26 protein-coding genes are annotated in these 19,922 nt (G+C 55.8%); 13 read left to right on the top strand and 13 right to left on the bottom strand.

Annotated elements, in window-relative coordinates; all coding sequences use genetic code 11:
- Positions 1 to 72: 72 nt before the first annotated feature.
- Positions 73 to 699, bottom strand: coding sequence for a 23S rRNA (uridine(2552)-2'-O)-methyltransferase RlmE (gene rlmE, locus NR795_RS17875; RefSeq protein WP_042390101.1), 627 nt, complete (start codon positions 697 to 699; stop codon positions 73 to 75).
- Positions 700 to 825: 126 nt separating this feature from the next.
- Here rlmE and yhbY point away from each other — a divergent pair, with 126 nt between their 5' ends.
- The gene (gene yhbY, locus NR795_RS17870) at positions 826 to 1,119 is read left to right on the top strand and encodes a ribosome assembly RNA-binding protein YhbY (protein ID WP_042390674.1); all 294 of its coding nucleotides are present in this window, start codon (positions 826 to 828) and stop codon (positions 1,117 to 1,119) included.
- A gap of 154 nt (positions 1,120 to 1,273) precedes the next feature.
- Here yhbY and greA read toward each other — a convergent pair whose 3' ends face one another.
- Positions 1,274 to 1,750 carry a transcription elongation factor GreA gene (greA, locus tag NR795_RS17865; protein ID WP_042390099.1) on the bottom strand — a complete coding sequence of 159 codons (477 nt, stop codon included), beginning with the start codon at positions 1,748 to 1,750 and terminating at the stop codon, positions 1,274 to 1,276.
- Positions 1,751 to 1,998: 248 nt separating this feature from the next.
- Between greA and dacB the strand changes: the two genes are divergently transcribed.
- Positions 1,999 to 3,432: a serine-type D-Ala-D-Ala carboxypeptidase gene (gene dacB / locus NR795_RS17860; RefSeq protein ID WP_042390098.1), complete on the top strand. Its 1,434-nt coding sequence runs from the start codon at positions 1,999 to 2,001 to the stop codon at positions 3,430 to 3,432.
- 60 nt (positions 3,433 to 3,492) lie between these two features.
- Here the strand turns inward: dacB and cgtA are convergent, their stop codons facing one another.
- From cgtA to rplU, 4 genes are all read right to left on the bottom strand, one after another.
- Entirely contained in the window at positions 3,493 to 4,662 is a 1,170-nt protein-coding gene (gene cgtA, locus NR795_RS17855; protein ID WP_144817477.1) for an Obg family GTPase CgtA, read from the bottom strand.
- A gap of 15 nt (positions 4,663 to 4,677) precedes the next feature.
- Complete coding sequence (locus tag NR795_RS17850; protein WP_257758909.1) at positions 4,678 to 5,643, bottom strand: DMT family transporter; 966 nt, start codon at positions 5,641 to 5,643, stop codon at positions 4,678 to 4,680.
- Between the two features lie 96 nt (positions 5,644 to 5,739).
- Positions 5,740 to 5,997: a 50S ribosomal protein L27 gene (gene rpmA, locus NR795_RS17845; RefSeq protein ID WP_017457338.1), complete on the bottom strand. Its 258-nt coding sequence runs from the start codon at positions 5,995 to 5,997 to the stop codon at positions 5,740 to 5,742.
- Between the two features lie 20 nt (positions 5,998 to 6,017).
- Positions 6,018 to 6,329 (bottom strand): 50S ribosomal protein L21, encoded by a 312-nt coding sequence (rplU, locus tag NR795_RS17840; RefSeq protein WP_042390095.1) that lies wholly within the window; start codon positions 6,327 to 6,329, stop codon positions 6,018 to 6,020.
- A 260-nt stretch (positions 6,330 to 6,589) separates the two neighbouring features.
- Here rplU and ispB point away from each other — a divergent pair, with 260 nt between their 5' ends.
- Both ispB and sfsB read left to right on the top strand, forming a co-directional pair.
- Positions 6,590 to 7,561 carry an octaprenyl diphosphate synthase gene (gene ispB, locus NR795_RS17835; RefSeq protein WP_144817475.1) on the top strand — a complete coding sequence of 324 codons (972 nt, stop codon included), beginning with the start codon at positions 6,590 to 6,592 and terminating at the stop codon, positions 7,559 to 7,561.
- 211 nt (positions 7,562 to 7,772) lie between these two features.
- Complete coding sequence (gene sfsB, locus NR795_RS17830; RefSeq protein WP_144817474.1) at positions 7,773 to 8,057, top strand: DNA-binding transcriptional regulator SfsB; 285 nt, start codon at positions 7,773 to 7,775, stop codon at positions 8,055 to 8,057.
- A 65-nt stretch (positions 8,058 to 8,122) separates the two neighbouring features.
- Here the strand turns inward: sfsB and murA are convergent, their stop codons facing one another.
- From murA to mlaF, 7 genes are all read right to left on the bottom strand, one after another.
- Complete coding sequence (murA, locus tag NR795_RS17825; RefSeq protein ID WP_144817473.1) at positions 8,123 to 9,382, bottom strand: UDP-N-acetylglucosamine 1-carboxyvinyltransferase; 1,260 nt, start codon at positions 9,380 to 9,382, stop codon at positions 8,123 to 8,125.
- Positions 9,383 to 9,435: 53 nt separating this feature from the next.
- Positions 9,436 to 9,690 carry a BolA family iron metabolism protein IbaG gene (ibaG, locus tag NR795_RS17820; protein WP_042390090.1) on the bottom strand — a complete coding sequence of 85 codons (255 nt, stop codon included), beginning with the start codon at positions 9,688 to 9,690 and terminating at the stop codon, positions 9,436 to 9,438.
- A 125-nt stretch (positions 9,691 to 9,815) separates the two neighbouring features.
- The gene (gene mlaB / locus NR795_RS17815; RefSeq protein WP_144817472.1) at positions 9,816 to 10,109 is read right to left on the bottom strand and encodes a lipid asymmetry maintenance protein MlaB; all 294 of its coding nucleotides are present in this window, start codon (positions 10,107 to 10,109) and stop codon (positions 9,816 to 9,818) included.
- Complete coding sequence (mlaC, locus tag NR795_RS17810; RefSeq protein ID WP_144817471.1) at positions 10,109 to 10,744, bottom strand: phospholipid-binding protein MlaC; 636 nt, start codon at positions 10,742 to 10,744, stop codon at positions 10,109 to 10,111. Before mlaC ends, mlaB begins: the two co-directional genes overlap by 1 nt.
- Before the next feature lie 13 nt (positions 10,745 to 10,757).
- Positions 10,758 to 11,312, bottom strand: coding sequence for an outer membrane lipid asymmetry maintenance protein MlaD (mlaD, locus tag NR795_RS17805; protein ID WP_144817470.1), 555 nt, complete (start codon positions 11,310 to 11,312; stop codon positions 10,758 to 10,760).
- 4 nt (positions 11,313 to 11,316) lie between these two features.
- Positions 11,317 to 12,099: a lipid asymmetry maintenance ABC transporter permease subunit MlaE gene (mlaE, locus tag NR795_RS17800; protein WP_144817469.1), complete on the bottom strand. Its 783-nt coding sequence runs from the start codon at positions 12,097 to 12,099 to the stop codon at positions 11,317 to 11,319.
- A gap of 7 nt (positions 12,100 to 12,106) precedes the next feature.
- Positions 12,107 to 12,919 (bottom strand): phospholipid ABC transporter ATP-binding protein MlaF, encoded by an 813-nt coding sequence (mlaF, locus tag NR795_RS17795; protein ID WP_103821353.1) that lies wholly within the window; start codon positions 12,917 to 12,919, stop codon positions 12,107 to 12,109.
- 223 nt (positions 12,920 to 13,142) lie between these two features.
- Here mlaF and NR795_RS17790 point away from each other — a divergent pair, with 223 nt between their 5' ends.
- The 9 genes from NR795_RS17790 (at position 13,143) to ptsN (ending at position 19,880) form a co-directional block, all read left to right on the top strand.
- Positions 13,143 to 14,108 (top strand): calcium/sodium antiporter, encoded by a 966-nt coding sequence (locus NR795_RS17790; RefSeq protein ID WP_144817468.1) that lies wholly within the window; start codon positions 13,143 to 13,145, stop codon positions 14,106 to 14,108.
- A 13-nt stretch (positions 14,109 to 14,121) separates the two neighbouring features.
- Positions 14,122 to 15,108: an arabinose-5-phosphate isomerase KdsD gene (gene kdsD / locus NR795_RS17785; RefSeq protein ID WP_257758907.1), complete on the top strand. Its 987-nt coding sequence runs from the start codon at positions 14,122 to 14,124 to the stop codon at positions 15,106 to 15,108.
- Positions 15,109 to 15,121: 13 nt separating this feature from the next.
- Positions 15,122 to 15,688: a 3-deoxy-manno-octulosonate-8-phosphatase KdsC gene (kdsC, locus tag NR795_RS17780; RefSeq protein WP_257758906.1), complete on the top strand. Its 567-nt coding sequence runs from the start codon at positions 15,122 to 15,124 to the stop codon at positions 15,686 to 15,688.
- Complete coding sequence (gene lptC, locus NR795_RS17775; RefSeq protein WP_144817465.1) at positions 15,685 to 16,260, top strand: LPS export ABC transporter periplasmic protein LptC; 576 nt, start codon at positions 15,685 to 15,687, stop codon at positions 16,258 to 16,260. Before kdsC ends, lptC begins: the two co-directional genes overlap by 4 nt.
- Complete coding sequence (gene lptA, locus NR795_RS17770; RefSeq protein ID WP_222889463.1) at positions 16,229 to 16,783, top strand: lipopolysaccharide ABC transporter substrate-binding protein LptA; 555 nt, start codon at positions 16,229 to 16,231, stop codon at positions 16,781 to 16,783. Before lptC ends, lptA begins: the two co-directional genes overlap by 32 nt.
- Before the next feature lie 6 nt (positions 16,784 to 16,789).
- Entirely contained in the window at positions 16,790 to 17,515 is a 726-nt protein-coding gene (gene lptB / locus NR795_RS17765) for an LPS export ABC transporter ATP-binding protein (RefSeq protein WP_042390075.1), read from the top strand.
- Positions 17,516 to 17,562: 47 nt separating this feature from the next.
- Entirely contained in the window at positions 17,563 to 18,996 is a 1,434-nt protein-coding gene (rpoN, locus tag NR795_RS17760) for an RNA polymerase factor sigma-54 (RefSeq protein ID WP_042390074.1), read from the top strand.
- A gap of 22 nt (positions 18,997 to 19,018) precedes the next feature.
- Positions 19,019 to 19,306, top strand: a complete 288-nt coding sequence (hpf, locus tag NR795_RS17755; RefSeq protein ID WP_042390073.1) for a ribosome hibernation promoting factor — start codon at positions 19,019 to 19,021, stop codon at positions 19,304 to 19,306.
- Between the two features lie 82 nt (positions 19,307 to 19,388).
- Positions 19,389 to 19,880 (top strand): PTS IIA-like nitrogen regulatory protein PtsN, encoded by a 492-nt coding sequence (gene ptsN / locus NR795_RS17750; protein ID WP_144817462.1) that lies wholly within the window; start codon positions 19,389 to 19,391, stop codon positions 19,878 to 19,880.
- Positions 19,881 to 19,922: the final 42 nt, after the last annotated feature.

Here is a 19,922-nt window from a genome sequence, read left to right as displayed (position 1 = left end):
CTGTGTTAAAAACAGCGTCAGGATACTCGGTATCCCGTCTCCTTCAAACCTGGGTTTGATATCAACGGTTTATCATTTTCGCCCGGTCGCTACAATGTACACTTCACGTGAACGCGCACGCGAAGAGTCAGGTTTACGCACTTTTACCTTCGTAAACAGAGAGCGAATTTCTCTAAGATACTCATCAAAACCTTCGCCCTGAAACACCTTCACAACAAAATTTCCGCCCGGTGCGAGAACGTCGCGGCACATCTGCAGCGCCAGCTCCACCAGATACATGGCGCGGGGGATATCCACTGCCGGTGTTCCGCTCATGTTGGGGGCCATGTCGGACATGACCACCTGAACTTTTTCGTCGCCGACGCGTTCCAACAGCGCCTTAACCACTAATTCATCACGAAAATCGCCCTGAAGGAAGTCGACACCAACGATGGGATCCATAGGAAGAAGATCGCATGCGATGATCCGCCCTTTGCCACCGATCTGCGTGACCACATACTGTGACCAGCCACCCGGCGCAGCGCCCAGATCGACAACCGTCATGCCTGGCTTAAAAAGCTTGTCACTTTGCTGTATTTCATCAAGTTTAAACCAGGCGCGGGAACGTAACCCTTTTTTCTGCGCCTGCTGCACATATTTATCGCTAAAGTGTTCCTGAAGCCAGCGGCTTGAGCTGGCAGAACGCTTTTTACCTGTCATCTCTATTTCCAACGTTGTTCATCGTGAGTAGCAGGCTATCAACTATCAGCACAGCCGATTTGGCGATACACTGGAGATGGCGGTAGAATGAACCGTTTTCAATCCCAACGTAAGCAAAAATATACGATGAATCTGAGTACTAAACAAAAACAGCACCTTAAAGGTCTGGCACATCCGCTCAAGCCGGTAGTTATGCTTGGCAACAATGGTTTGACCGAAGGGGTACTGGCCGAGATTGAACAAGCGCTAGAGCACCATGAGCTTATCAAGGTCAAGATCGCTACCGAAGACCGCGAAACTAAGACGCTGATCGTGGAAGCGATTGTTCGTGAAACCGGCGCCTCTAACGTACAGGTCATCGGTAAAACGCTGGTGCTGTACCGCCCATCGAAGGAGCGTAAAATTTCGCTGCCACGCTAAGAATATCCTGGATAGAACACAAAATCTGTGTAAAACGAGGGGTTTTCTGCAAGCTGACAAGCAAAATGCCACGCTCTTGACGTTGTTAAAAGGCCGCTATGCGGCCTTTTTCTTATCTTTACATTACGTCAACATATTACAGGTTGGTGCGTAATTAAAGATATTCTACCTTGAGGATCTCATACTCTACTTCGCCACCCGGGGTGCGGATGACGACGACATCATCCTGCTCTTTCCCTACCAGTCCGCGTGCGATCGGTGAATTTACGGAGATCAGATTCTGCTTAAAATCCGCCTCATCATCACCCACGATGCGGTAGGTCTGCTCTTCATCGTTATCGAGATTCAGCACGGTAACGGTTGAACCAAAAATCACGCGGCCATTGTTAGGCATTTTTGTGATGTCGATCACCTGTGCATTGGAGAGCTTGGCCTCAATGTCTTTGATACGACCTTCACAGAACCCCTGCTGCTCGCGGGCAGCATGGTACTCCGCATTCTCTTTCAGGTCGCCGTGCTCGCGGGCATCGGCAATCGCAGCGATGATTTCAGGACGACGCACGGATTTCAGAAAATCCAGCTCTTCGCGTAATTTTTCAGCACCACGTAAGGTCATCGGAATAGCTTGCATTGTTATACCTCTTAAACATTCCTGTAGGGAGCGGTGGCCCCGCCCCGGTAGCTTTGCCCCTGCATACCGCGCAAAAGAAGGGGTCAAAAAGCAAAAAGAAAACCGACCCGGAGACAAAGCTCCAGGTCAGCAGCAATTTTTCAATTTGATACGCATTTTACCCGGAAGTTCCTTATGGGTCATCGTTTACTTTCCGGTGCGATGCACCGTAGTATGACGGCCTGTTTCCAGGTTTCTAGCGCGAGATTATGCGATTTTCCAGATATGTCATCGGATTGACCACCAGTATAGCGTTGAATGTGCAGGCCGCGAACGTTGATGAGTACATTAACCAGCTTCCTGCTGGCGCAAACCTCGCCCTGATGGTGCAGAAGGTAGGCGCTCAGGCTCCTGATATTGATTACCACAGTCAGCAGATGGCCCTGCCCGCCAGTACCCAAAAGGTGATCACCGCGCTGGCCGCCCTGCTGCAGCTAGGCCCAGATTTCCGTTTTACCACCACGCTTGAGAGTAAAGGCAGCGTCGCGAACGGGGTGCTAAAAGGGGACTTAGTAGCGCGATTTGGCGGCGATCCGACGCTAAAGCGACAGGATATCCGCAATATGGTGGCGGTGCTGAAAAAATCCGGTGTCCAGCAGATTGAGGGCAATGTGCTGATCGACACCTCGGTGTTTGCCAGCCACGATAAAGCTCCCGGCTGGCCGTGGAATGACATGACCCAGTGCTTCAGTGCGCCCCCCGCCGCCGCGATTATCGATCGTAACTGCTTCTCGGTGTCGCTCTATAGCGCCCAGAAAGCGAACGATCTGGCGTTTATCCGCATCGCCTCCTACTACCCTGTTACCATGTTCAGCCAGGTGCGCACGCTGGCGAAAGGCTCTCCTGATGCCCAGTACTGCGAACTGGACGTCGTCCCGGGCGATCTTAACCGCTTTACGCTCACCGGCTGCCTGACCCAGCGCGCCGATCCGCTGCCGCTGGCCTTTGCGATACAGGACGGGGCGAGCTACGCCGGGGCGGTGCTGAAGGACGAGCTTAAACAGGCCGGTATTACCTATAGCGGGACGCTGCTGCGCCAGACGCTGGTTAACGAGCCGGGAACGGTGATTGCCAGCAAGCAGTCCGCGCCGCTGCACGATCTCTTGAAAATTATGCTGAAAAAGTCGGACAACATGATTGCCGATACCGTGTTTCGCACCATCGGCCATGCGCGCTTTGGCGTGCCGGGGACGTGGCGTGCGGGAGCGGATGCCGTGCGGCAGATCCTGCGCCAGCAGGCGGGCGTCGAGCTGGGTAACAGCATTGTGGTGGATGGCTCCGGCCTGTCGCGCCATAACCTGATCTCCCCCGCCACCATGATGCAGGTGCTGCAATATATCGCCCAGCATGATACCGAGCTGAACTTCATCTCGATGCTGCCGCTGGCAGGCTATGACGGCTCGTTACAGTACCGTGCCGGTCTGCATGCGGCAGGCGTAGACGGTAAGGTGTCGGCGAAGACTGGCTCCCTGCAGGGGGTGTATAACCTGGCGGGCTTTATTACCACCGCCAGCGGCCAGCGTATGGCCTTTGTGCAGTATCTCTCCGGCTATGCGGTAGAGCCTGCCGACCAGCGCAACCGCCGTATCCCGCTGGTGCGCTTTGAGAGCCGGTTGTACAAAGACGTTTACCAGAATAATTAATTCGGCTACGGCACAAACAAAAACCCCGGCTTATGGCCGGGGTTTTTCGTTTTTACTGCATTAACGCTTGTAGATGAATTCGATACCTTCGTCGTCCTCTTCATCCCAGTCGTCATCTTCATCGTCCTCTTCCACTTCAGCATCTTCAAGCTGCTGGCGGTGGTAGTCATCCCACATGAATTCGACTTTTTCAGGCTGCTTCGCCTCTTCAGCCTGAACCAGCGGGTTCTCGATGATGAAGGTCATGACGTCCCAGCAGAGGTCTTTTACGCCCTGCTGGCTGGCCGCAGAGATAAGATAGTGCTTATCTTCCCAGCCCAGCGCTTTCGCAATCGCCGCGGCCTTCTCTTCGGCCTCAGCCTTATCCATCAGGTCGATCTTGTTGAAGACCAGCCAGCGTGGCTTAGCGGCCAGCTTCTCGCTGTACTTCTCCAGCTCGCCGGTGATGATGCGCGCGTTCTCAACCGGATCGGAACCGTCGATCGGATCGATGTCGATCAGGTGCAGCAGGACACGACAGCGTTCAAGGTGTTTCAGGAAGCGAATACCCAGCCCTGCACCCTCTGCCGCGCCTTCAATCAGGCCCGGAATGTCGGCAACCACAAAGCTCTTTTCGGTATCCATACGCACTACACCGAGGCTTGGCACCAGGGTGGTAAACGGATAGTCCGCCACCTTCGGCTTCGCTGCGGAGACGGCGCGGATGAACGTCGATTTACCGGCGTTAGGCATGCCCAGCATTCCGACGTCGGCCAGCAGCATCAGCTCCAGCTGCAGATCGCGCTTATCGCCCGGCGTACCCATGGTTTTCTGTCGCGGCGTACGGTTAACAGAGGATTTAAAGCGCGTGTTACCCAGACCGTGCCAGCCGCCTTTAGCGACCATCAGACGCTGACCGTGTTTGGTCATATCGCCCATGGTCTCGCCCGTACCCTGGTCAATGATGCGCGTTCCTACCGGTACCTTAACGGTGACATCTTTACCGCGCTTGCCGGTACAGTCACGGCTCTGGCCGTTCTGCCCACGCTCGGCGCGGAAAGACTTCTCAAAGCGGTAGTCGATCAGGGTGTTGAGGTTCTCGTCCGCTTCCAGCCAGACATCGCCACCGTCACCACCGTCGCCGCCGTCAGGGCCGCCGCGTGGAATATATTTTTCACGACGAAAGCTTACGCAGCCGTTACCGCCGTCACCTGCCACGACCAGAATCGTAGCTTCATCAACAAACTTCATTTTACTCTCCGTTACTCATTCGCCTGAGCGGGGTAAAGTGACAATCACTTCACGCTTGCGCCAGCGTCCCCAGAGGCGGTGGCCTATGGCGGAATACATAGCGCCCGCAACCACGACAAACGCACCGAGATAACCTAAAAGGTTTAACATCGGTCTGGCGAAAACATCAGGCCAGGCCTGTGATAATAAATCTGAAAACAACAGCGTAAACAGCGGGGTCAGCGTGATTAACGCGCTCACCTGCGCCGCCTGCCAGCGCGCCATCGCCTCGACGAGTGCGCCATAGCCTACCAGCGTATTAAGGCCGCAGAAGATCAGACAGGCCAGCTGCCAGTGGCTAAGCCGGGCTATCGTGGCAGGCTCTGCCAACGGCAGCAACGCTATTGTGCATAAAGTGTACAGCAAAAAGAGGATCTGCTGCGAGGCCAGGCGGCGTAATAATACCTTTTGCGCGACCCCGTAGCTCACCCAGACAGCGGCGGCGCTAACGCCGAAAATCACACCCCAGGTGTAATCAGTGAGTCTGGTGAAGATCTCAATCAGGCTGGTGTTGAAAAACATCACCAGCCCGCAAAGCAGCATGACGGCCCCAATGATCTGGGTGCCGCGCATTTTCTCCTTCAGGATAAACACGCTAGCCACCATCATGCCCACCGGTGAGAGCTGTCCAATCACCTGTGATGCCGTCGGGGTTAAATATTGTAGAGAAGAGCTGAAGAGAATGAAATTCCCGAACAGGCCCCCGGTAGCAATAGCCAGCAACACCAGCCAGCGGCGTTGACGGAAAATGCGCATCGGCGGCAGTTTGCCCTTGATGGCCAGAATCGAGCCGAGGCCTATCGCGGCCATTAAAAAGCGATAGAACACGATTGTAGGCGGTTCCATCACCTCCAGCACCTGCTTCATAGCAATGGGCAATGCGCCCCAGCACATGGCTGTCGTTAGCGCTAAAAGGATCCCAATGCCTGCCTGCTGCTTCATTGCCCGTATTCCCTACAAGAGATTTTCCGGACGTCGAATGTAAAAAGCCCCGCAACGTGTTGCGGGGCTTTCATCCGTTACCGGGACGCGAAAAACTTATTCAGCAACGATGCTGATGAACTTACGGTTTTTCGGGCCTTTAACTTCGAACTTAACTTTACCGTCAGTCAAAGCGAACAGAGTGTGGTCACGGCCGCAACCAACGTTAGAGCCAGCGTGGAACTTAGTACCACGTTGACGAACGATGATGCTACCTGCCAGTACTGCTTCTCCGCCAAAGCGTTTTACGCCCAGACGTTTAGCTTCTGAATCGCGACCGTTACGAGTTGAGCCGCCAGCCTTTTTGTGTGCCATTTAAATCTGCTCCCCTAGTCTTAAGCGCTGATGCCAGTGATTTTAACATCAGTGAACCACTGACGATGGCCTTGCTGCTTACGATAGTGTTTACGACGACGAAACTTAACGATTTTAACTTTCTCGCCACGACCGTGAGCAACAACTTCAGCTTTGATAACGCCGCCATCAACGAAAGGAACGCCGATTTTGACTTCTTCACCGTTTGCGACCATCAGAACTTCAGCGAACTCAATAGTTTCGCCAGTTGCGATGTCCAGCTTTTCCAGGCGAATGGTCTGACCTTCGCTTACTCGGTGTTGTTTACCACCACTTTGGAAAACCGCGTACATAAAAAACTCCGCTTCCGCGCACATCTTTCGAGTGATTCAGAGTGCGCTATAAATATTCACAATAGGGCGCGAATATTACGCAAAACGCGAGGCTTTGACAAGAGCGATCGTCAACAGACGAAGAAAAAAAACACAACGTGTATGGTAACGTTTATCTGGCGCGTTTTTTCAGTACAATCAACGATACTATAGCTAACCCGTAACCCTTTGTTATCCCATTTTGACAGGTGATAAACAGGACTTTAAGCCCGGCTTTTGCGATGAATTTAGAAAAAATCAATGAGTTAACCGCGCAAGATATGGCGGGTGTCAATGCGACAATACTGCAACAGCTCGACTCGGACGTACAGCTGATCAACCAGCTGGGGTATTACATTGTCAGCGGCGGCGGCAAACGTATCCGTCCGATGATCGCCGTGCTGGCCGCACGCGCTGTAGGCTATGAGGGACATGATCACGTTACTATTGCGGCGCTAATTGAATTTATTCATACCGCAACGCTGCTGCATGACGACGTGGTGGATGAATCCGATATGCGCCGGGGCAAAGCCACCGCTAACGCCGCGTTTGGCAACGCAGCCAGCGTGCTGGTGGGGGATTTTATCTATACCCGCTCCTTCCAGATGATGACCAGCCTCGGCTCGCTCAAGGTGCTGGCGGTGATGTCGGAAGCGGTAAACGTGATCGCTGAAGGTGAAGTGCTTCAGCTGATGAACGTGAACGACCCGAATATTACCGAAGAGAACTATATGCGGGTTATCTACAGCAAAACGGCTCGTCTGTTCGAGGCGGCTGCCCAGTGCTCAGGCATTTTGGCAGGCTGTAGCGAAGCACAGGAGAAGGGGCTGCAGGATTACGGCCGCTATCTCGGTACCGCCTTCCAGCTTATCGACGACCTGCTGGACTACAGCGCCGATGGCGAGACGCTGGGTAAAAACGTGGGCGACGATCTCAACGAAGGCAAACCTACCCTGCCGCTGCTGCATGCCATGCGTCACGGTACGCCCGAGCAGGCGCAGATGATCCGTGAAGCCATTGAGCAGGGCAACGGCCGCCACCTGTTAACCCCGGTACTGGAGGCGATGGCTGCCTGCGGTTCGCTGGAGTGGACGCGGCAGCGGGCGGAAGAGGAGGCAGATAAAGCTATTGCCGCGCTTCAGGTCTTACCGGACTCCCCCTGGCGTGACGCGCTGATTGGCCTGGCGCATATCGCCGTGCAGCGCGATCGCTGATCCCTACACTCCCGCGTGCCCGCGCGGGAATATTCCAAAAAATTCCAATAACCGAATCCTACCAAGTTCAGTAACACCATGGGATTATTCCTGGCAAATTCCTAAATCGCACTCTTTTATAAGAACTTATTAGAGCTTCAGCTCCCTTAGCGATATGATAGTCCCGCGCACCGTTTTAGCGCAGTGCTTATCGCAATTACAGGGAGGAAAAATGGAACAGAAACTGATTGACTGGCACCCAGCCGATATCATTGCCGCGCTACGTAAGAAAGGGACCTCAATGGCGGCAGAGTCACGCAGAAATGGTCTCAGCTCATCGACGCTGGCTAACGTACTGACGCGGCCGTGGCCGAAGGGGGAGATGATCATCGCCAGGGCGATTGAGACGGATCCGTGGGTCATCTGGCCGTCGCGCTATCACAATCCGATTACTCATGAGTTTATCGATCGCTCGAAGCTGATCAGAAAGAGAGAGAGGAAACAGTCCAAAGCATAAATTTCGTTAATCCGGCAAGCCAACCCCCTTCTCCTTCCGGTAAGGGGGCTGCCTTCCATTAAGCCTTACTCGCCTTTTACGCGTTCGATGTTCGCGCCCAGCGCCCGCAGCTTGTTCTCAATAGTTTCATACCCACGATCGATATGATAAATACGCTCAACGATGGTGGTTCCTTCTGCAATACAGCCCGCCAGCACCAGGCTTGCAGACGCACGCAGATCGGTTGCCATCACCTGGGCACCGGAGAGTTTCTCCACGCCGTGACAGATAGCGGTATTGCTCTCAATCTCCGCGTGTGCACCCATACGGATCAGCTCCGGAATGTGCATAAAGCGGTTTTCGAAGATGGTTTCCGTCACGACGCCGGTTCCTTCTGCCACCAGATTCAGCAGCGTAAACTGCGCCTGCATGTCGGTCGGGAATGCCGGGTGTGGCGCGGTGCGCACGTTAACCGCCTTCGGACGCTTGCCGTGCATATCCAGGCTGATCCAGTCTTCGCCGAGCTCAATATCCGCGCCCGCTTCACGCAGCTTGGCCAGCACCGCATCCAGGGTATCAGGCTGAGCTTTATGGCAGACGATTTTACCGCCGGAGATGGCCGCAGCAACAAGGAAGGTCCCGGTTTCGATACGGTCAGGCAGCACGCTGTAGACACCGCCACCCAGGCGCTCAACGCCCTCAATGGTGATGCTGTCCGTACCCATGCCGGTGATCTTCGCCCCCAGGGTGTTGAGGAAGTTTGCCGTATCGACAATCTCCGGCTCGCGGGCGGCGTTTTCGATAATCGTGGTGCCTTCGGCCAGTGTCGCCGCCGACATGATGGTCACGGTCGCGCCAACGCTGACCTTATCCATCACGATATGCGCCCCTTTCAGGCGACCGTTCACGGACGCTTTAACGTAGCCCTCTTCCAGCTTGATCTCTGCACCCAGCTGCTCAAGGCCGCTAATATGCAGGTCTACTGGACGCGCGCCGATAGCGCAGCCGCCCGGCAGGGAGACTTCGCCTTTGCCAAAACGTGCCACCAGCGGACCCAGAGCCCAGATTGAGGCGCGCATGGTCTTTACCAGTTCGTAGGGGGCGCGATAGATATTAACCGCGCTGCCGTCCATCCAGACGGAACCGTTGCGCTCGACCTTCATGCCAAGCTGGCTCAGCAGCTTCATGGTGGTATCGATATCTTTCAGCTTCGGAACGTTACGAATTTCCACGGGCTCTTCTGCCAGCAGGGCGGCAAAAAGAATGGGCAGCGCTGCGTTTTTCGCTCCTGAAATTGTCACTTCGCCCTGAAGCCGGGTCGGCCCCTGTACACGAAACTTATCCATTCATCTCTTCTCTGTTAAGAATTCATACGTACTGTCGGTCAATGACCGCCAGCTCAAAAACCATTAAGTTTGCGGTCGCGCGCCCACTCAGCGGGCGTATAGGCTTTAATCGACAGGGCATGGATGCGGTTGTCTGCAATGTACTCCATCAGCGGCGCATAGACGGCCTGCTGCTTCTTCACGCGACTCATGTCGGCAAAAATTTCACCCACCGCAATAACCTGAAAGTGACTGCCATCGCCGCTAACGTGGGCTTCCTGCAGGGAGAGTGCGTTCATCAGCACGGTCTGGATTTCATGATTTTCCATGGGCTTTAATTCATCTGGTAGTGAAAACAGTCCAACATCTTAGAGGAAAGTGGCGCTGTCTTAAATAAGCAAAAAGCCTCGCTTATCAATCAAGCGAGGCTATGAGTAGTAACGTACTGAAAATATTAGTGTGGCAGCGCATCGGCGGGCAGGTTATAGAGCTGCGCCAGGGTCCGGACCTTATCGCTGACGCCCTCAAGCACGACCTCGCGCCCCTGTTTGCGGGCAAAGGCCACCAGGTGAACCAGCAGGGCCACACCGGCGGTGTCGACGCGGGCCACCCCGGTCAGGTCAATGACGTCAACGCCGTTCAGCGCCTGCGCCCTCGCCTCCCAAAGCGCGTTCAGCACGTCCTGGTCCAGCTCTCCATGGAGAGCCAGCCGCTCGCCATCGCGCGTCCAGCGTAGCTGGTCAGCCATTATTTCTTCTCGTCCAGGGTGATTTTCTGCTGGGAGATCGATTTCAGCTGTGCGGTCAGACCGTCAATGCCTTTGGTACGCAGCAGGTCGCTCCACTCGTTCTGTTTTGTGGTGATCATGCTGATGCCTTCGGCAATCATGTCATAGGCCTGCCAGTTGCCGGTCTGGCTGTTCTTACGCCACTGGAAGTCGAGGCGCACCGGCGGACGACCGTTTGGATCGTTAATGGTGACGCGGATCGGCACGATAGAGGCATTACCCAGCGGCTTCTCCGGGGCAATCTGGTAGGTCTGGCCGTTATACATCGCCAGTGCCTGGCCATAGGCCTGCTTGAGGTACTCACGGAAGGCGGCAAAGTAGGCATCACGCTGGGCTGGAGTCGCTTCTTTGTAGTAGCGGCCCAGCACCAGTGCACCCGCGTATTTCACCTGCACGTAGGGCAGCAGCTCTTGATCAACCACCTCACGCAGGTAGTCAGGGTTAGCGCGGATTTTCGGCTGTTCGGTTTTAAGGCGATCGAAGGTCTTTTTCGCCGCTTCCTGCATCAGCGTGTACGGGTTGCTCTGATCGGCGGCGGTAGCTGCCGTCAGCGGAGCAATAGCCAGTACGGCAATCATTAACAGTCGTTTAAACATGCGTCACTTCTCCTTATGGATTCGTCGGGGTGGCGGACGGTGCAACGTCAGTATCAGCAGCGCCCGGCGCTGGCGCATCACCTGAACTCTTATTGTCGCTACCTTTGCTGTTGTAAAGGAATTGTCCGATCAGGTCCTCAAGTACCATTGCGGACTTGGTATCCTGAATGGTGCTGCCGTCTTTAAGCATAGAACTTCCCAGCTCGGGATCGTCAAAACCGACGTTAAGCGCCAGATATTGTTCCCCCAGCAGGCCCGAGGTGCGAATAGCCAGCGAGCTGGTATCGGGGATCTGGTTATAGCGCTCTTCAATATCCAGCGACACGCGCGGCAGGTAGGTTTTCGGATCGAGTTCGATATCAGCCACGCGCCCAACCACCACGCCGCCAATACGCACCGGCGAGTGGATCTTCACGCCGCCAATGTTGTCGAAAGTAGCGGTGATCCGGTAGGTTGGCTCAGTCCGCATAGAGGCGACGTCCGCCGCCTTCAGGCAGATAAAAAGCGCCGCCAGCAGGGCAATCAGAAGAAAAATACCCACCCAAATTTCTGTTTTTTTCGTTTGCATCTACTCAGTTCCCAAACATCAGAGCGGTGAGCACAAAATCGAGGCCGAGAATGGTCAACGATGAGTGCACAACGGTACGTGTGGTGGCCCGGCTGATCCCTGCCGACGTGGGGATCGCGTCATAACCATTAAACAGCGCGATCCAGGTAACAGTAATAGCGAACACCACGCTTTTGATCAGGCAGTTCACCAGATCGAGGCGCAGATCGACGGCGTTTTGCATCGCCGTCCAGAAGAAGCCGGAATCAATGCCTTTCCAGTTTACGCCCACCAGCGAGCCGCCCCAGATGCCGACCGCGACAAACATAATGGTCAGCAGCGGAAGCGAGATCACACCCGCCCAGAAGCGTGGCGCGATCACCCGGCGCAGCGGATCCACGGCCATCATCTCCATGCTGGAGAGCTGCTCAGTCGCCCGCATCAGACCGATTTCGGCCGTCAGCGCCGACCCGGCCCGCCCGGCAAACAACAGCGCGGCAACCACCGGCCCCAGCTCACGCAGCAGCGACAGCGCCACCAGCATACCGAGGCTGGTTTCGGCGCTGTAGGTGGTGAGCACCAGGTAGCCCTGAAGCCCAAGCACCATACCGATGAACACCCCGGAGACAAGGATGATGAGCATCGAGAGCACGCCCACATTATAGAGCTGGCGAACCAGCAGCGGGGCGTGCTTGCGAAACTCGGGCTTGCCGACCAGCGCATTGAATAACATCAACCCGGCGCGCCCGAACGTCGCGAGCGTTTTGATCCCGCGATGTCCAAGCGATGCCAGTGCATTTAACAGCATGAGTGGCTTAACTCCCTGTTCCTAGTAAATCATGAAGGTAGTCACCTGCCGGGTAGCGGAACGGCACCGGGCCATCCGCAATGCCGTCAAGGAACTGGCGTACCCGGGGATCGGCATTCTCCTGCAGTCCCTGCGCGCTGCCGTGGGCAACGATCTTTTTGTCGGCCACGATATAGGCGTAGTCGGCAATACTCAATACCTCGGGCACGTCGTGAGAGACGACAATGCAGGTGACGCCTAGCGCGCTGTTCAGCTCAGAGATAAGCTTGACCAGCACGCCCATAGTGATGGGATCCTGGCCAACAAAAGGCTCATCAAACATGATCAGGTCCGGCTCCAGGGCAATCGCCCGCGCCAGCGCCGCCCGTCGGGCCATGCCGCCGGAGAGCTCGGACGGCATCAGCTTTGCCGCGCCGCGCAGGCCAACGGCCTCCAGCTTCATCATCACCGTGCTTTTAAGCAGCGCAGGCGGCAGATGCGTGTGCTCACGCAGCGGATAGGCCACGTTGTCAAACACGGTCATGTCGGTGAACAGCGCCCCAGACTGGAACAGCATGCTCATACGCTTGCGCACGGTGTAGAGGCGGGTACGCGACATGGCCGGTACGTTTTCGCCGTCAAACAGGATCTCGCCGCCATCCGGCGGGATCTGCCCGCCGATCAGGCGCAGCAGCGTGGTTTTACCGATCCCTGACGGTCCCATGATCGCGGTGATCTTTCCCCGCGGCACCGTCAGTGAAATATTGTCGAAGATACACCGATTGCCACGGGAGAAGCTGACGCCACGGACATCGACTAAATTCGCCATCGTCTGGCTCATTTACTTTTCCTTCTGCCTTGTTAGGTGTAACCGGGGCGCGTCATTACGCCTGGTCACGATATTTTTACAGAATATTGTGTGCATAGGTTAGCTAAAGCTGGCATTTGTTTTACTTTTAAGCCGCTTAAAGTCAAAATTAGGACTCGCTGTGTCTAACCGATCCTTTTCTCGCCTGCGATCGCTGACTGCGGACCGGCGATTATACCTGAAGAAAGGACTTTAGATGCTTTTAGCGATGGCGCTGTTAATTATTGGTTTACTTTTGGTGGTCTACAGTGCCGATCGTCTGGTGTTTGCCGCATCTATTCTCTGTCGGAGCGTCGGGATCCCGCCGCTGATCATCGGCATGACGGTGGTCACCATCGGCACCTCTCTACCTGAAATCATTGTCTCGATGGCCGCTTCCCTGCATGGGCAGATGGATCTGGCCATCGGCACGGCGCTGGGCTCCAACATTGTTAATATTCTGCTGATCCTCGGTCTGGCCGCCCTGTTCCATCCATTTACCGTACATTCTGATATTCTGCGCCGCGAAATCCCGCTAATGTTGATCGTTAGCGCGCTGGCTGGCGCAGTATTGTACGATGGCCAGCTTAGCCGGGCGGAGGGTCTCTTTTTACTGCTGTTAGCCGTGCTCTGGCTGGTATTCATTGTTAAGATTGGCCGCCAGGGCAACGATAGCCTGACGCGGGAGCAGCTGGCAGAGCTGCCCCGTGAAGGCAGCCTGTCGGTAGCGTTTCTCTGGCTGGGGGTCGCGCTGATCGTCATGCCGATGGCAACCCGGATGGTGATTGATAACGCCACGGTGCTGGCTAACGTACTGGGGATGAGCGAGCTGACCATCGGCCTGACGGTCATTGCCATTGGCACTAGCCTGCCGGAGCTGGCTACCGCTATCGCCGGCACACGCAAAGGCGAGGATGACATTGCCATCGGTAATATCATCGGCTCCAGCATTATTAATATCGCCATTGTGCTGGGCCTGCCCGCGCTGATTGTGCCCGGCTCCTTTAACCCGCTGGCCTTTACGCGTGACTACGGCGTGATGCTGGCGGTCAGCGTTATCTTTGCCCTGCTGTGCTGGCGTCGGCAGCGCCAGACGGGCCGGGGTGCAGGGGCGCTGTTGATCGGCGGTTTTATCATATGGATGGCGATGCTCTACTGGCTATCGCCGTATATCACTGGATAATCGGAAACCTATTATGTCGCACATAGATTTGCCGCCGGGCTTTGACTTTCAACAGGCAGGCAGGGATGTACTGACCATTGAACGTGAAGGCCTGGCCGAGCTTGACCGCTATATCAACGAAGACTTTACCGAAGCCTGCGAAAAGATGTTCTACTGCACCGGTAAAGTGGTGGTGATGGGCATGGGCAAATCTGGCCATATCGGGCGTAAAATGGCGGCGACCTTCGCCAGCACCGGCACGCCGTCGTTTTTTGTACATCCAGGCGAGGCCGCCCACGGCGATCTCGGCATGGTCGCTCCGCAGGATATCGTTATCGCGCTGTCAAACTCCGGCGAATCTAACGAGATCCTCGCGCTGATCCCGGTGCTGAAACGCTTGCAGGTGCCGTTGATCTGCGTCACCAGCCGCCCGGAGAGCAGCATGGCGCGAGCGGCGGATATTCATCTGTGCGTCAAAGTGCCTCGTGAAGCCTGTCCGCTGGGGCTGGCCCCTACGTCCAGCACCACGGCGGCGCTGGTCATGGGCGACGCGTTAGCGGTAGCGCTATTGAAGGCACGCGGCTTTACTGCAGAGGACTTTGCCCTCTCCCACCCCGGCGGCGCGCTGGGACGCAAGCTACTGCTGCGGGTAAACGATATTATGCACACCGGGGATGAGATCCCCCACGTCAGCAAAGAGGCCTCCCTGCGCGACGCGCTGCTGGAGATCACCCGCAAAAACCTGGGCATGACGGTGGTGTGCGACGACCTGATGAAGATCGAAGGCATCTTCACCGATGGCGACCTGCGCCGCGTGTTTGATATGGGCGCGGACGTGAGGAATTTAGGTATCGCAGACGTAATGACCCCCGGCGGCATTCGCGTTCGCGCAGGCACGCTGGCGGTTGACGTCCTGAACCTGATGCAGTCCCGGCATATTACGGCGGTGATGGTTGCCGATGGCGACCAGCTGCTGGGTGTGGTACATATGCACGATCTGCTGCGCGCAGGCGTAGTGTAAAAAGGATACGAGAATGAGTAATGCTGGTGCGTCACTGGCGACCTGCTACGGGCCGGTCAGTACGCAAGTGATAGCAAAGGCGGAGAAGATCCGCCTGCTGATCCTGGACGTCGACGGCGTAATGTCTGACGGCCTGATTTTTATGGGTAATAATGGTGAAGAGCTGAAAGCGTTCAACGTGCGCGACGGCTACGGAATCCGCTGCGCGTTGACCTCAGGCATTGAGGTGGCCATCATTACCGGCCGCAAGGCCAAGCTGCTGGAAGACCGCTGCGCTACGCTGGGGATCACGCATCTTTATCAGGGGCAGTCAGACAAGCTGATCGCCTACCGGGAGCTGCTCGCTACCCTCGCCGTCAGCGCCGATGAGGTAGCCTACGTGGGTGACGACCTGATCGACTGGCCGGTGATGGCGGAAGTCGGTTTAAGCGTGGCCGTGGCCGATGCACACCCGCTGCTGCTGCCGCGTGCGGACTACGTTACGCATATTCAGGGTGGACGCGGCGCGGTGCGTGAAGTCTGCGATATGCTGCTGCTGGCACAGGGCAAACTGGAAGAGGCCAAAGGGCAATCGATATGAGTAAAACCAGACGTTGGGTTATCATTCTGCTATCGCTGGCGGTGCTGGTATTGATTGGCGTCAACCTCACCGATCGGGATGACGACAGCGAAGTCGTGATCAACAATAGTGAGCCGACCTACCGCAGCGAGCACACCGATACCGTGGTCTACAGCCCGGAAGGGGCGTTGAACTATCGCCTGATCGCACAGCACGTGGAGTACTTCTCTGACCAGGCAGTCTCCTGGTTTACGCAACCGGTATTAACGACCTTTGACGAAAATAAAGTGCCCACCTGGTCGATTAGGTCAGATAAAGCCAAACTGACTGATGACCGTATGCTGTATCTTTATGGACATGTTGAGGTCAATGCCCTGACAGCAGAGTCCCAACTGCGGAAAATCACGACGGATAACGCGCAGATTAACCTGATTACTCAGGATGTTACCTCGAACGATCTGGTCACGTTATACGGTACAACATTTAATTCCAGCGGCCTGAAAATGCGCGGCAACTTACGCAGCCAAAACGCCGAGCTGATTGAAAAGGTTAGAACCTCCTATGAAATTCAAAATAAACAAACTCAGCCTTAATCTTGCGCTTGCCAGCGTACTTCTGGCCGCGTCTGTCCCGGCGCTGGCGGTGACCGGCGATACCGATCAGCCGATCCATATTGAATCTGACCAGCAGTCTCTGGATATGCAGGGCAACGTGGTCACCTTCACCGGCAACGTGGTGGTGACCCAGGGCACGATTAAGATCAATGCCGATAAAGTGGTCGTTACCCGTCCGGGCGGCCAGGAAGGCAAAGAGATCATTGACGGCTACGGTAACCCGGCCACCTTCTATCAGATGCAGGATAACGGCAAGCCGGTGCAGGGCCATGCGGGTCAGCTGCACTACGAGCTGCAAAATGACTTCGTGGTGCTGACCGGCAACGCCTTCCTTGAGCAGCAGGACAGCAATATCACCGGCGACAAAATTACCTATCTGGTCAAAGAGCAAAAAATGCAGGCGTTTAGCGAAAAAGGCAAGCGCGTGACCACCGTCCTGGTTCCGTCTCAGCTGCAGGACAAAGGCAATAAACCGGCACCGGCCCAGAAGAAGAGTAACTAATTCGTTATGGCAACGTTAACTGCAAAAAATCTTGCTAAAGCCTATAAAGGCCGCCGCGTGGTCGAGGATGTGAGCCTGACCGTTAAATCCGGCGAAATTGTGGGCCTGCTTGGCCCTAACGGGGCGGGTAAAACCACCACGTTTTACATGGTCGTTGGCATTGTCTCCCGCGACGCGGGTAACATCATTATTGATGACGAAGATATCAGCCTGCTGCCGTTGCACGCCCGCGCGCGCCGCGGTATCGGCTATCTGCCGCAGGAGGCCTCTATTTTCCGCCGCCTGAGCGTGTACGATAACCTGATGGCGGTGCTGCAAATTCGTGACGATCTCTCCTCAGAGCAGCGTGAAGATCGCGCCAATGAGCTGATGGAAGAGTTTCACATCGAACACCTGCGCGACAGCCTCGGCCAGGCCCTCTCCGGCGGTGAGCGCCGCCGCGTTGAGATCGCCCGTGCGCTGGCAGCAAATCCTAAATTTATCCTGCTGGATGAACCCTTTGCCGGCGTTGACCCCATCTCCGTTATCGACATTAAGCGCATCATTGAGCACCTGCGCGACAGCGGGCTCGGCGTGCTGATCACCGACCACAACGTGCGCGAGACGCTGGCCGTGTGCGAACGCGCCTACATCGTCAGCCAGGGGCATCTGATAGCCCACGGCACGCCGCAGCAAATCCTTGAAGACGAACAGGTTAAACGCGTATATCTTGGGGAAGACTTCAGACTCTGATAGGGTTAATGACGGTAATGTTTTAGCGGGAGAGAAGTGCTCTGAACATGAAGCAAGGTTTGCAACTGCGGCTAAGCCAACAGCTCGCCATGACGCCCCAACTGCAACAGGCTATTCGTCTGTTGCAGCTCTCGACGCTGGAACTTCAGCAAGAACTTCAGCAGGCGCTGGATAGCAACCCGCTGCTGGAGCAAACCGATCTTCACGATGAGATAGACGCCCAGCAGACCCAGGACACCGAAACATTAGACTCCGCCGACGCCCTTGAGCAGAAAGATATGCCCGAGGAGCTGCCGCTGGATGCCAGCTGGGATGAGATCTACACCGCCGGTACGCCGTCGGGCAATGGCGTAGACTACCAGGACGACGAGCTTCCCGTCTACCAGGGCGAGACCACCCAGTCACTTCAGGACTACCTGATGTGGCAGGTGGAGCTGACCCCCTTCTCTGATACCGATCGCGCTATTGCCACCTCCATTGTCGATGCCGTGGATGAGACGGGCTACCTGACCGTCTCGCTGGAGGATATCCTCGACAGTATGGGCGACAGCAACGTTGGCCTGGACGAGGTGGAAGCGGTGCTGAAACGCGTCCAGCGTTTCGATCCGGTGGGCGTAGCAGCAAGAGACCTGCGCGACTGCCTGCTGATTCAGCTCTCCCAGTTCGCCAGCGATACGCCGTGGCGGGCCGAAGCCAAACTGATCATCAGCGATCACCTCGATCTGCTGGCAAACCACGATTTCCGCACCCTGATGCGCGTGACCCGCCTGAAGGAAGAGGTGCTGAAAGAGGCGGTGAACCTGATCCAGTCGCTGGATCCACGCCCTGGCCAGTCGATCCAGACCGGCGAGCCGGAGTATGTGATCCCCGACGTGCTGGTGCGCAAGCATAACGGCCGCTGGATGGTCGAGCTTAACGCTGACAGCATTCCGCGTTTGCAGATCAACCAGCACTATGCCGCCATGTGCAGTGGCACGCGTAACGATGCCGACAGCCAGTTTATCCGCAGCAATCTCCAGGAAGCCAAATGGCTGATTAAGAGCCTGGAGAGCCGTAACGATACCCTGCTGCGCGTCAGCCGCTGCATCGTTGAACAGCAGCAGGCCTTTTTCGACAAAGGCGAAGAGTTTATGAAACCGATGGTGCTGGCAGATATCGCCCAGGCCGTCGAGATGCACGAATCCACCATTTCACGCGTGACAACCCAGAAGTACCTGCACAGCCCGAGAGGTATTTTTGAGCTTAAATACTTCTTCTCCAGCCACGTGAATACCGAAGGCGGCGGCGAAGCCTCGTCGACGGCCATTCGCGCGCTGGTGAAGAAGCTGATAGCCGCAGAAAACCCTGCGAAACCACTGAGTGACAGTAAGTTGACCACCCTGCTGTCCGACCAGGGTATCATGGTGGCTCGCCGTACCGTTGCGAAGTATCGAGAGTCTTTATCCATCCCGCCGTCTAACCAGCGCAAGCAGCTGGTCTGACCCAACCGATAAGGAAGACACTATGCAGCTCAACATTACAGGGCACAATGTCGAAATTACTGAAGCACTGCGCGATTTTGTCGGTACAAAATTTGCTAAGCTGGAGCAGTACTTCGAGCGGATCAATCAGGTCTACATTGTGTTAAAAGTGGAGAAAGTGACACACGTCGCGGACGCCACACTGCACGTTAACGGTGGCGACCTCCACGCCAGTGCGGAAGGGCAAGACATGTATGCGGCTATCGACGGTTTAATTGATAAACTGGCGCGACAGTTAAACAAACATAAAGATAAACTGAAACAACACTAATTGTCCGGGCGTTCGACGGCAGTTAGCAACCTGCTGTGGTCACGCAGCAGGTTGTCTGCACGAGCAACGCTTAGGTGAATTTATGATGAACAACGATTCCGCTCTTCAATTGAGCAATGTCCTTAACCAGGAATGTACCCGCAGCGGCGTGCACTGCCAGAGTAAAAAGCGTGCGCTGGAGATTATCAGCGAGCTGGCTGCCAAACAGCTTAGCCTGCCGCCGCAGGTGGTCTTTGAGGCCATCCTGACCCGTGAAAAAATGGGCAGTACCGGTATCGGCAATGGTATCGCGATCCCCCATGGCAAGGTCGAGGAAGATACCCTGCGCGCCGTCGGCGTCTTTGTACAGCTGGAGACGCCCATTGCCTTTGATGCTATCGATAACCAGCCGGTGGATCTGCTGTTTGCCCTGCTGGTTCCGGCCGATCAGACAAAGACGCATCTGCATACGCTCTCTCTCGTTGCCCGCCGCCTGGCGGACAAAACCATCTGTCGACGCCTGCGCGCCGCGCAGAGCGATGAGGAGCTGTACCAGATCATCACGGACAGCGAAGGCAGCCACGATGACGCGTAGCCGGGGAAAGGCTTTTCTATTTGCTCGCCTGAGGAGAAACGG

This window comes from Pseudescherichia sp. L3 (assembly GCF_024656065.1).
GTDB lineage: Bacteria > Pseudomonadota > Gammaproteobacteria > Enterobacterales > Enterobacteriaceae > Pseudescherichia.
This window is presented reverse-complemented; position numbering and strand designations above follow the sequence as displayed.

Coding starts and splice junctions, on each gene's coding strand:
- kdsD (WP_257758907.1), top strand. CDS start 14,122: ATGTCGCACATAGATTTGCCGCCGGGCTTTGACTTTCAACAGGCAGGC.
- rpoN (WP_042390074.1), top strand. CDS start 17,563: ATGAAGCAAGGTTTGCAACTGCGGCTAAGCCAACAGCTCGCCATGACG.
- murA (WP_144817473.1), bottom strand. CDS start 9,382: ATGGATAAGTTTCGTGTACAGGGGCCGACCCGGCTTCAGGGCGAAGTG.
- NR795_RS17850 (WP_257758909.1), bottom strand. CDS start 5,643: ATGAAGCAGCAGGCAGGCATTGGGATCCTTTTAGCGCTAACGACAGCC.
- greA (WP_042390099.1), bottom strand. CDS start 1,750: ATGCAAGCTATTCCGATGACCTTACGTGGTGCTGAAAAATTACGCGAA.
- hpf (WP_042390073.1), top strand. CDS start 19,019: ATGCAGCTCAACATTACAGGGCACAATGTCGAAATTACTGAAGCACTG.
- mlaF (WP_103821353.1), bottom strand. CDS start 12,919: ATGAGCCAGACGATGGCGAATTTAGTCGATGTCCGTGGCGTCAGCTTC.
- rpmA (WP_017457338.1), bottom strand. CDS start 5,997: ATGGCACACAAAAAGGCTGGCGGCTCAACTCGTAACGGTCGCGATTCA.
- mlaD (WP_144817470.1), bottom strand. CDS start 11,312: ATGCAAACGAAAAAAACAGAAATTTGGGTGGGTATTTTTCTTCTGATT.
- dacB (WP_042390098.1), top strand. CDS start 1,999: ATGCGATTTTCCAGATATGTCATCGGATTGACCACCAGTATAGCGTTG.
- cgtA (WP_144817477.1), bottom strand. CDS start 4,662: ATGAAGTTTGTTGATGAAGCTACGATTCTGGTCGTGGCAGGTGACGGC.
- ibaG (WP_042390090.1), bottom strand. CDS start 9,690: ATGGAAAATCATGAAATCCAGACCGTGCTGATGAACGCACTCTCCCTG.
- kdsC (WP_257758906.1), top strand. CDS start 15,122: ATGAGTAATGCTGGTGCGTCACTGGCGACCTGCTACGGGCCGGTCAGT.
- mlaE (WP_144817469.1), bottom strand. CDS start 12,099: ATGCTGTTAAATGCACTGGCATCGCTTGGACATCGCGGGATCAAAACG.
- mlaC (WP_144817471.1), bottom strand. CDS start 10,744: ATGTTTAAACGACTGTTAATGATTGCCGTACTGGCTATTGCTCCGCTG.
- NR795_RS17790 (WP_144817468.1), top strand. CDS start 13,143: ATGCTTTTAGCGATGGCGCTGTTAATTATTGGTTTACTTTTGGTGGTC.
- ptsN (WP_144817462.1), top strand. CDS start 19,389: ATGATGAACAACGATTCCGCTCTTCAATTGAGCAATGTCCTTAACCAG.
- rlmE (WP_042390101.1), bottom strand. CDS start 699: ATGACAGGTAAAAAGCGTTCTGCCAGCTCAAGCCGCTGGCTTCAGGAA.
- lptA (WP_222889463.1), top strand. CDS start 16,229: ATGAAATTCAAAATAAACAAACTCAGCCTTAATCTTGCGCTTGCCAGC.
- lptC (WP_144817465.1), top strand. CDS start 15,685: ATGAGTAAAACCAGACGTTGGGTTATCATTCTGCTATCGCTGGCGGTG.
- sfsB (WP_144817474.1), top strand. CDS start 7,773: ATGGAACAGAAACTGATTGACTGGCACCCAGCCGATATCATTGCCGCG.
- rplU (WP_042390095.1), bottom strand. CDS start 6,329: ATGTACGCGGTTTTCCAAAGTGGTGGTAAACAACACCGAGTAAGCGAA.
- ispB (WP_144817475.1), top strand. CDS start 6,590: ATGAATTTAGAAAAAATCAATGAGTTAACCGCGCAAGATATGGCGGGT.
- lptB (WP_042390075.1), top strand. CDS start 16,790: ATGGCAACGTTAACTGCAAAAAATCTTGCTAAAGCCTATAAAGGCCGC.
- mlaB (WP_144817472.1), bottom strand. CDS start 10,109: ATGGCTGACCAGCTACGCTGGACGCGCGATGGCGAGCGGCTGGCTCTC.
- yhbY (WP_042390674.1), top strand. CDS start 826: ATGAATCTGAGTACTAAACAAAAACAGCACCTTAAAGGTCTGGCACAT.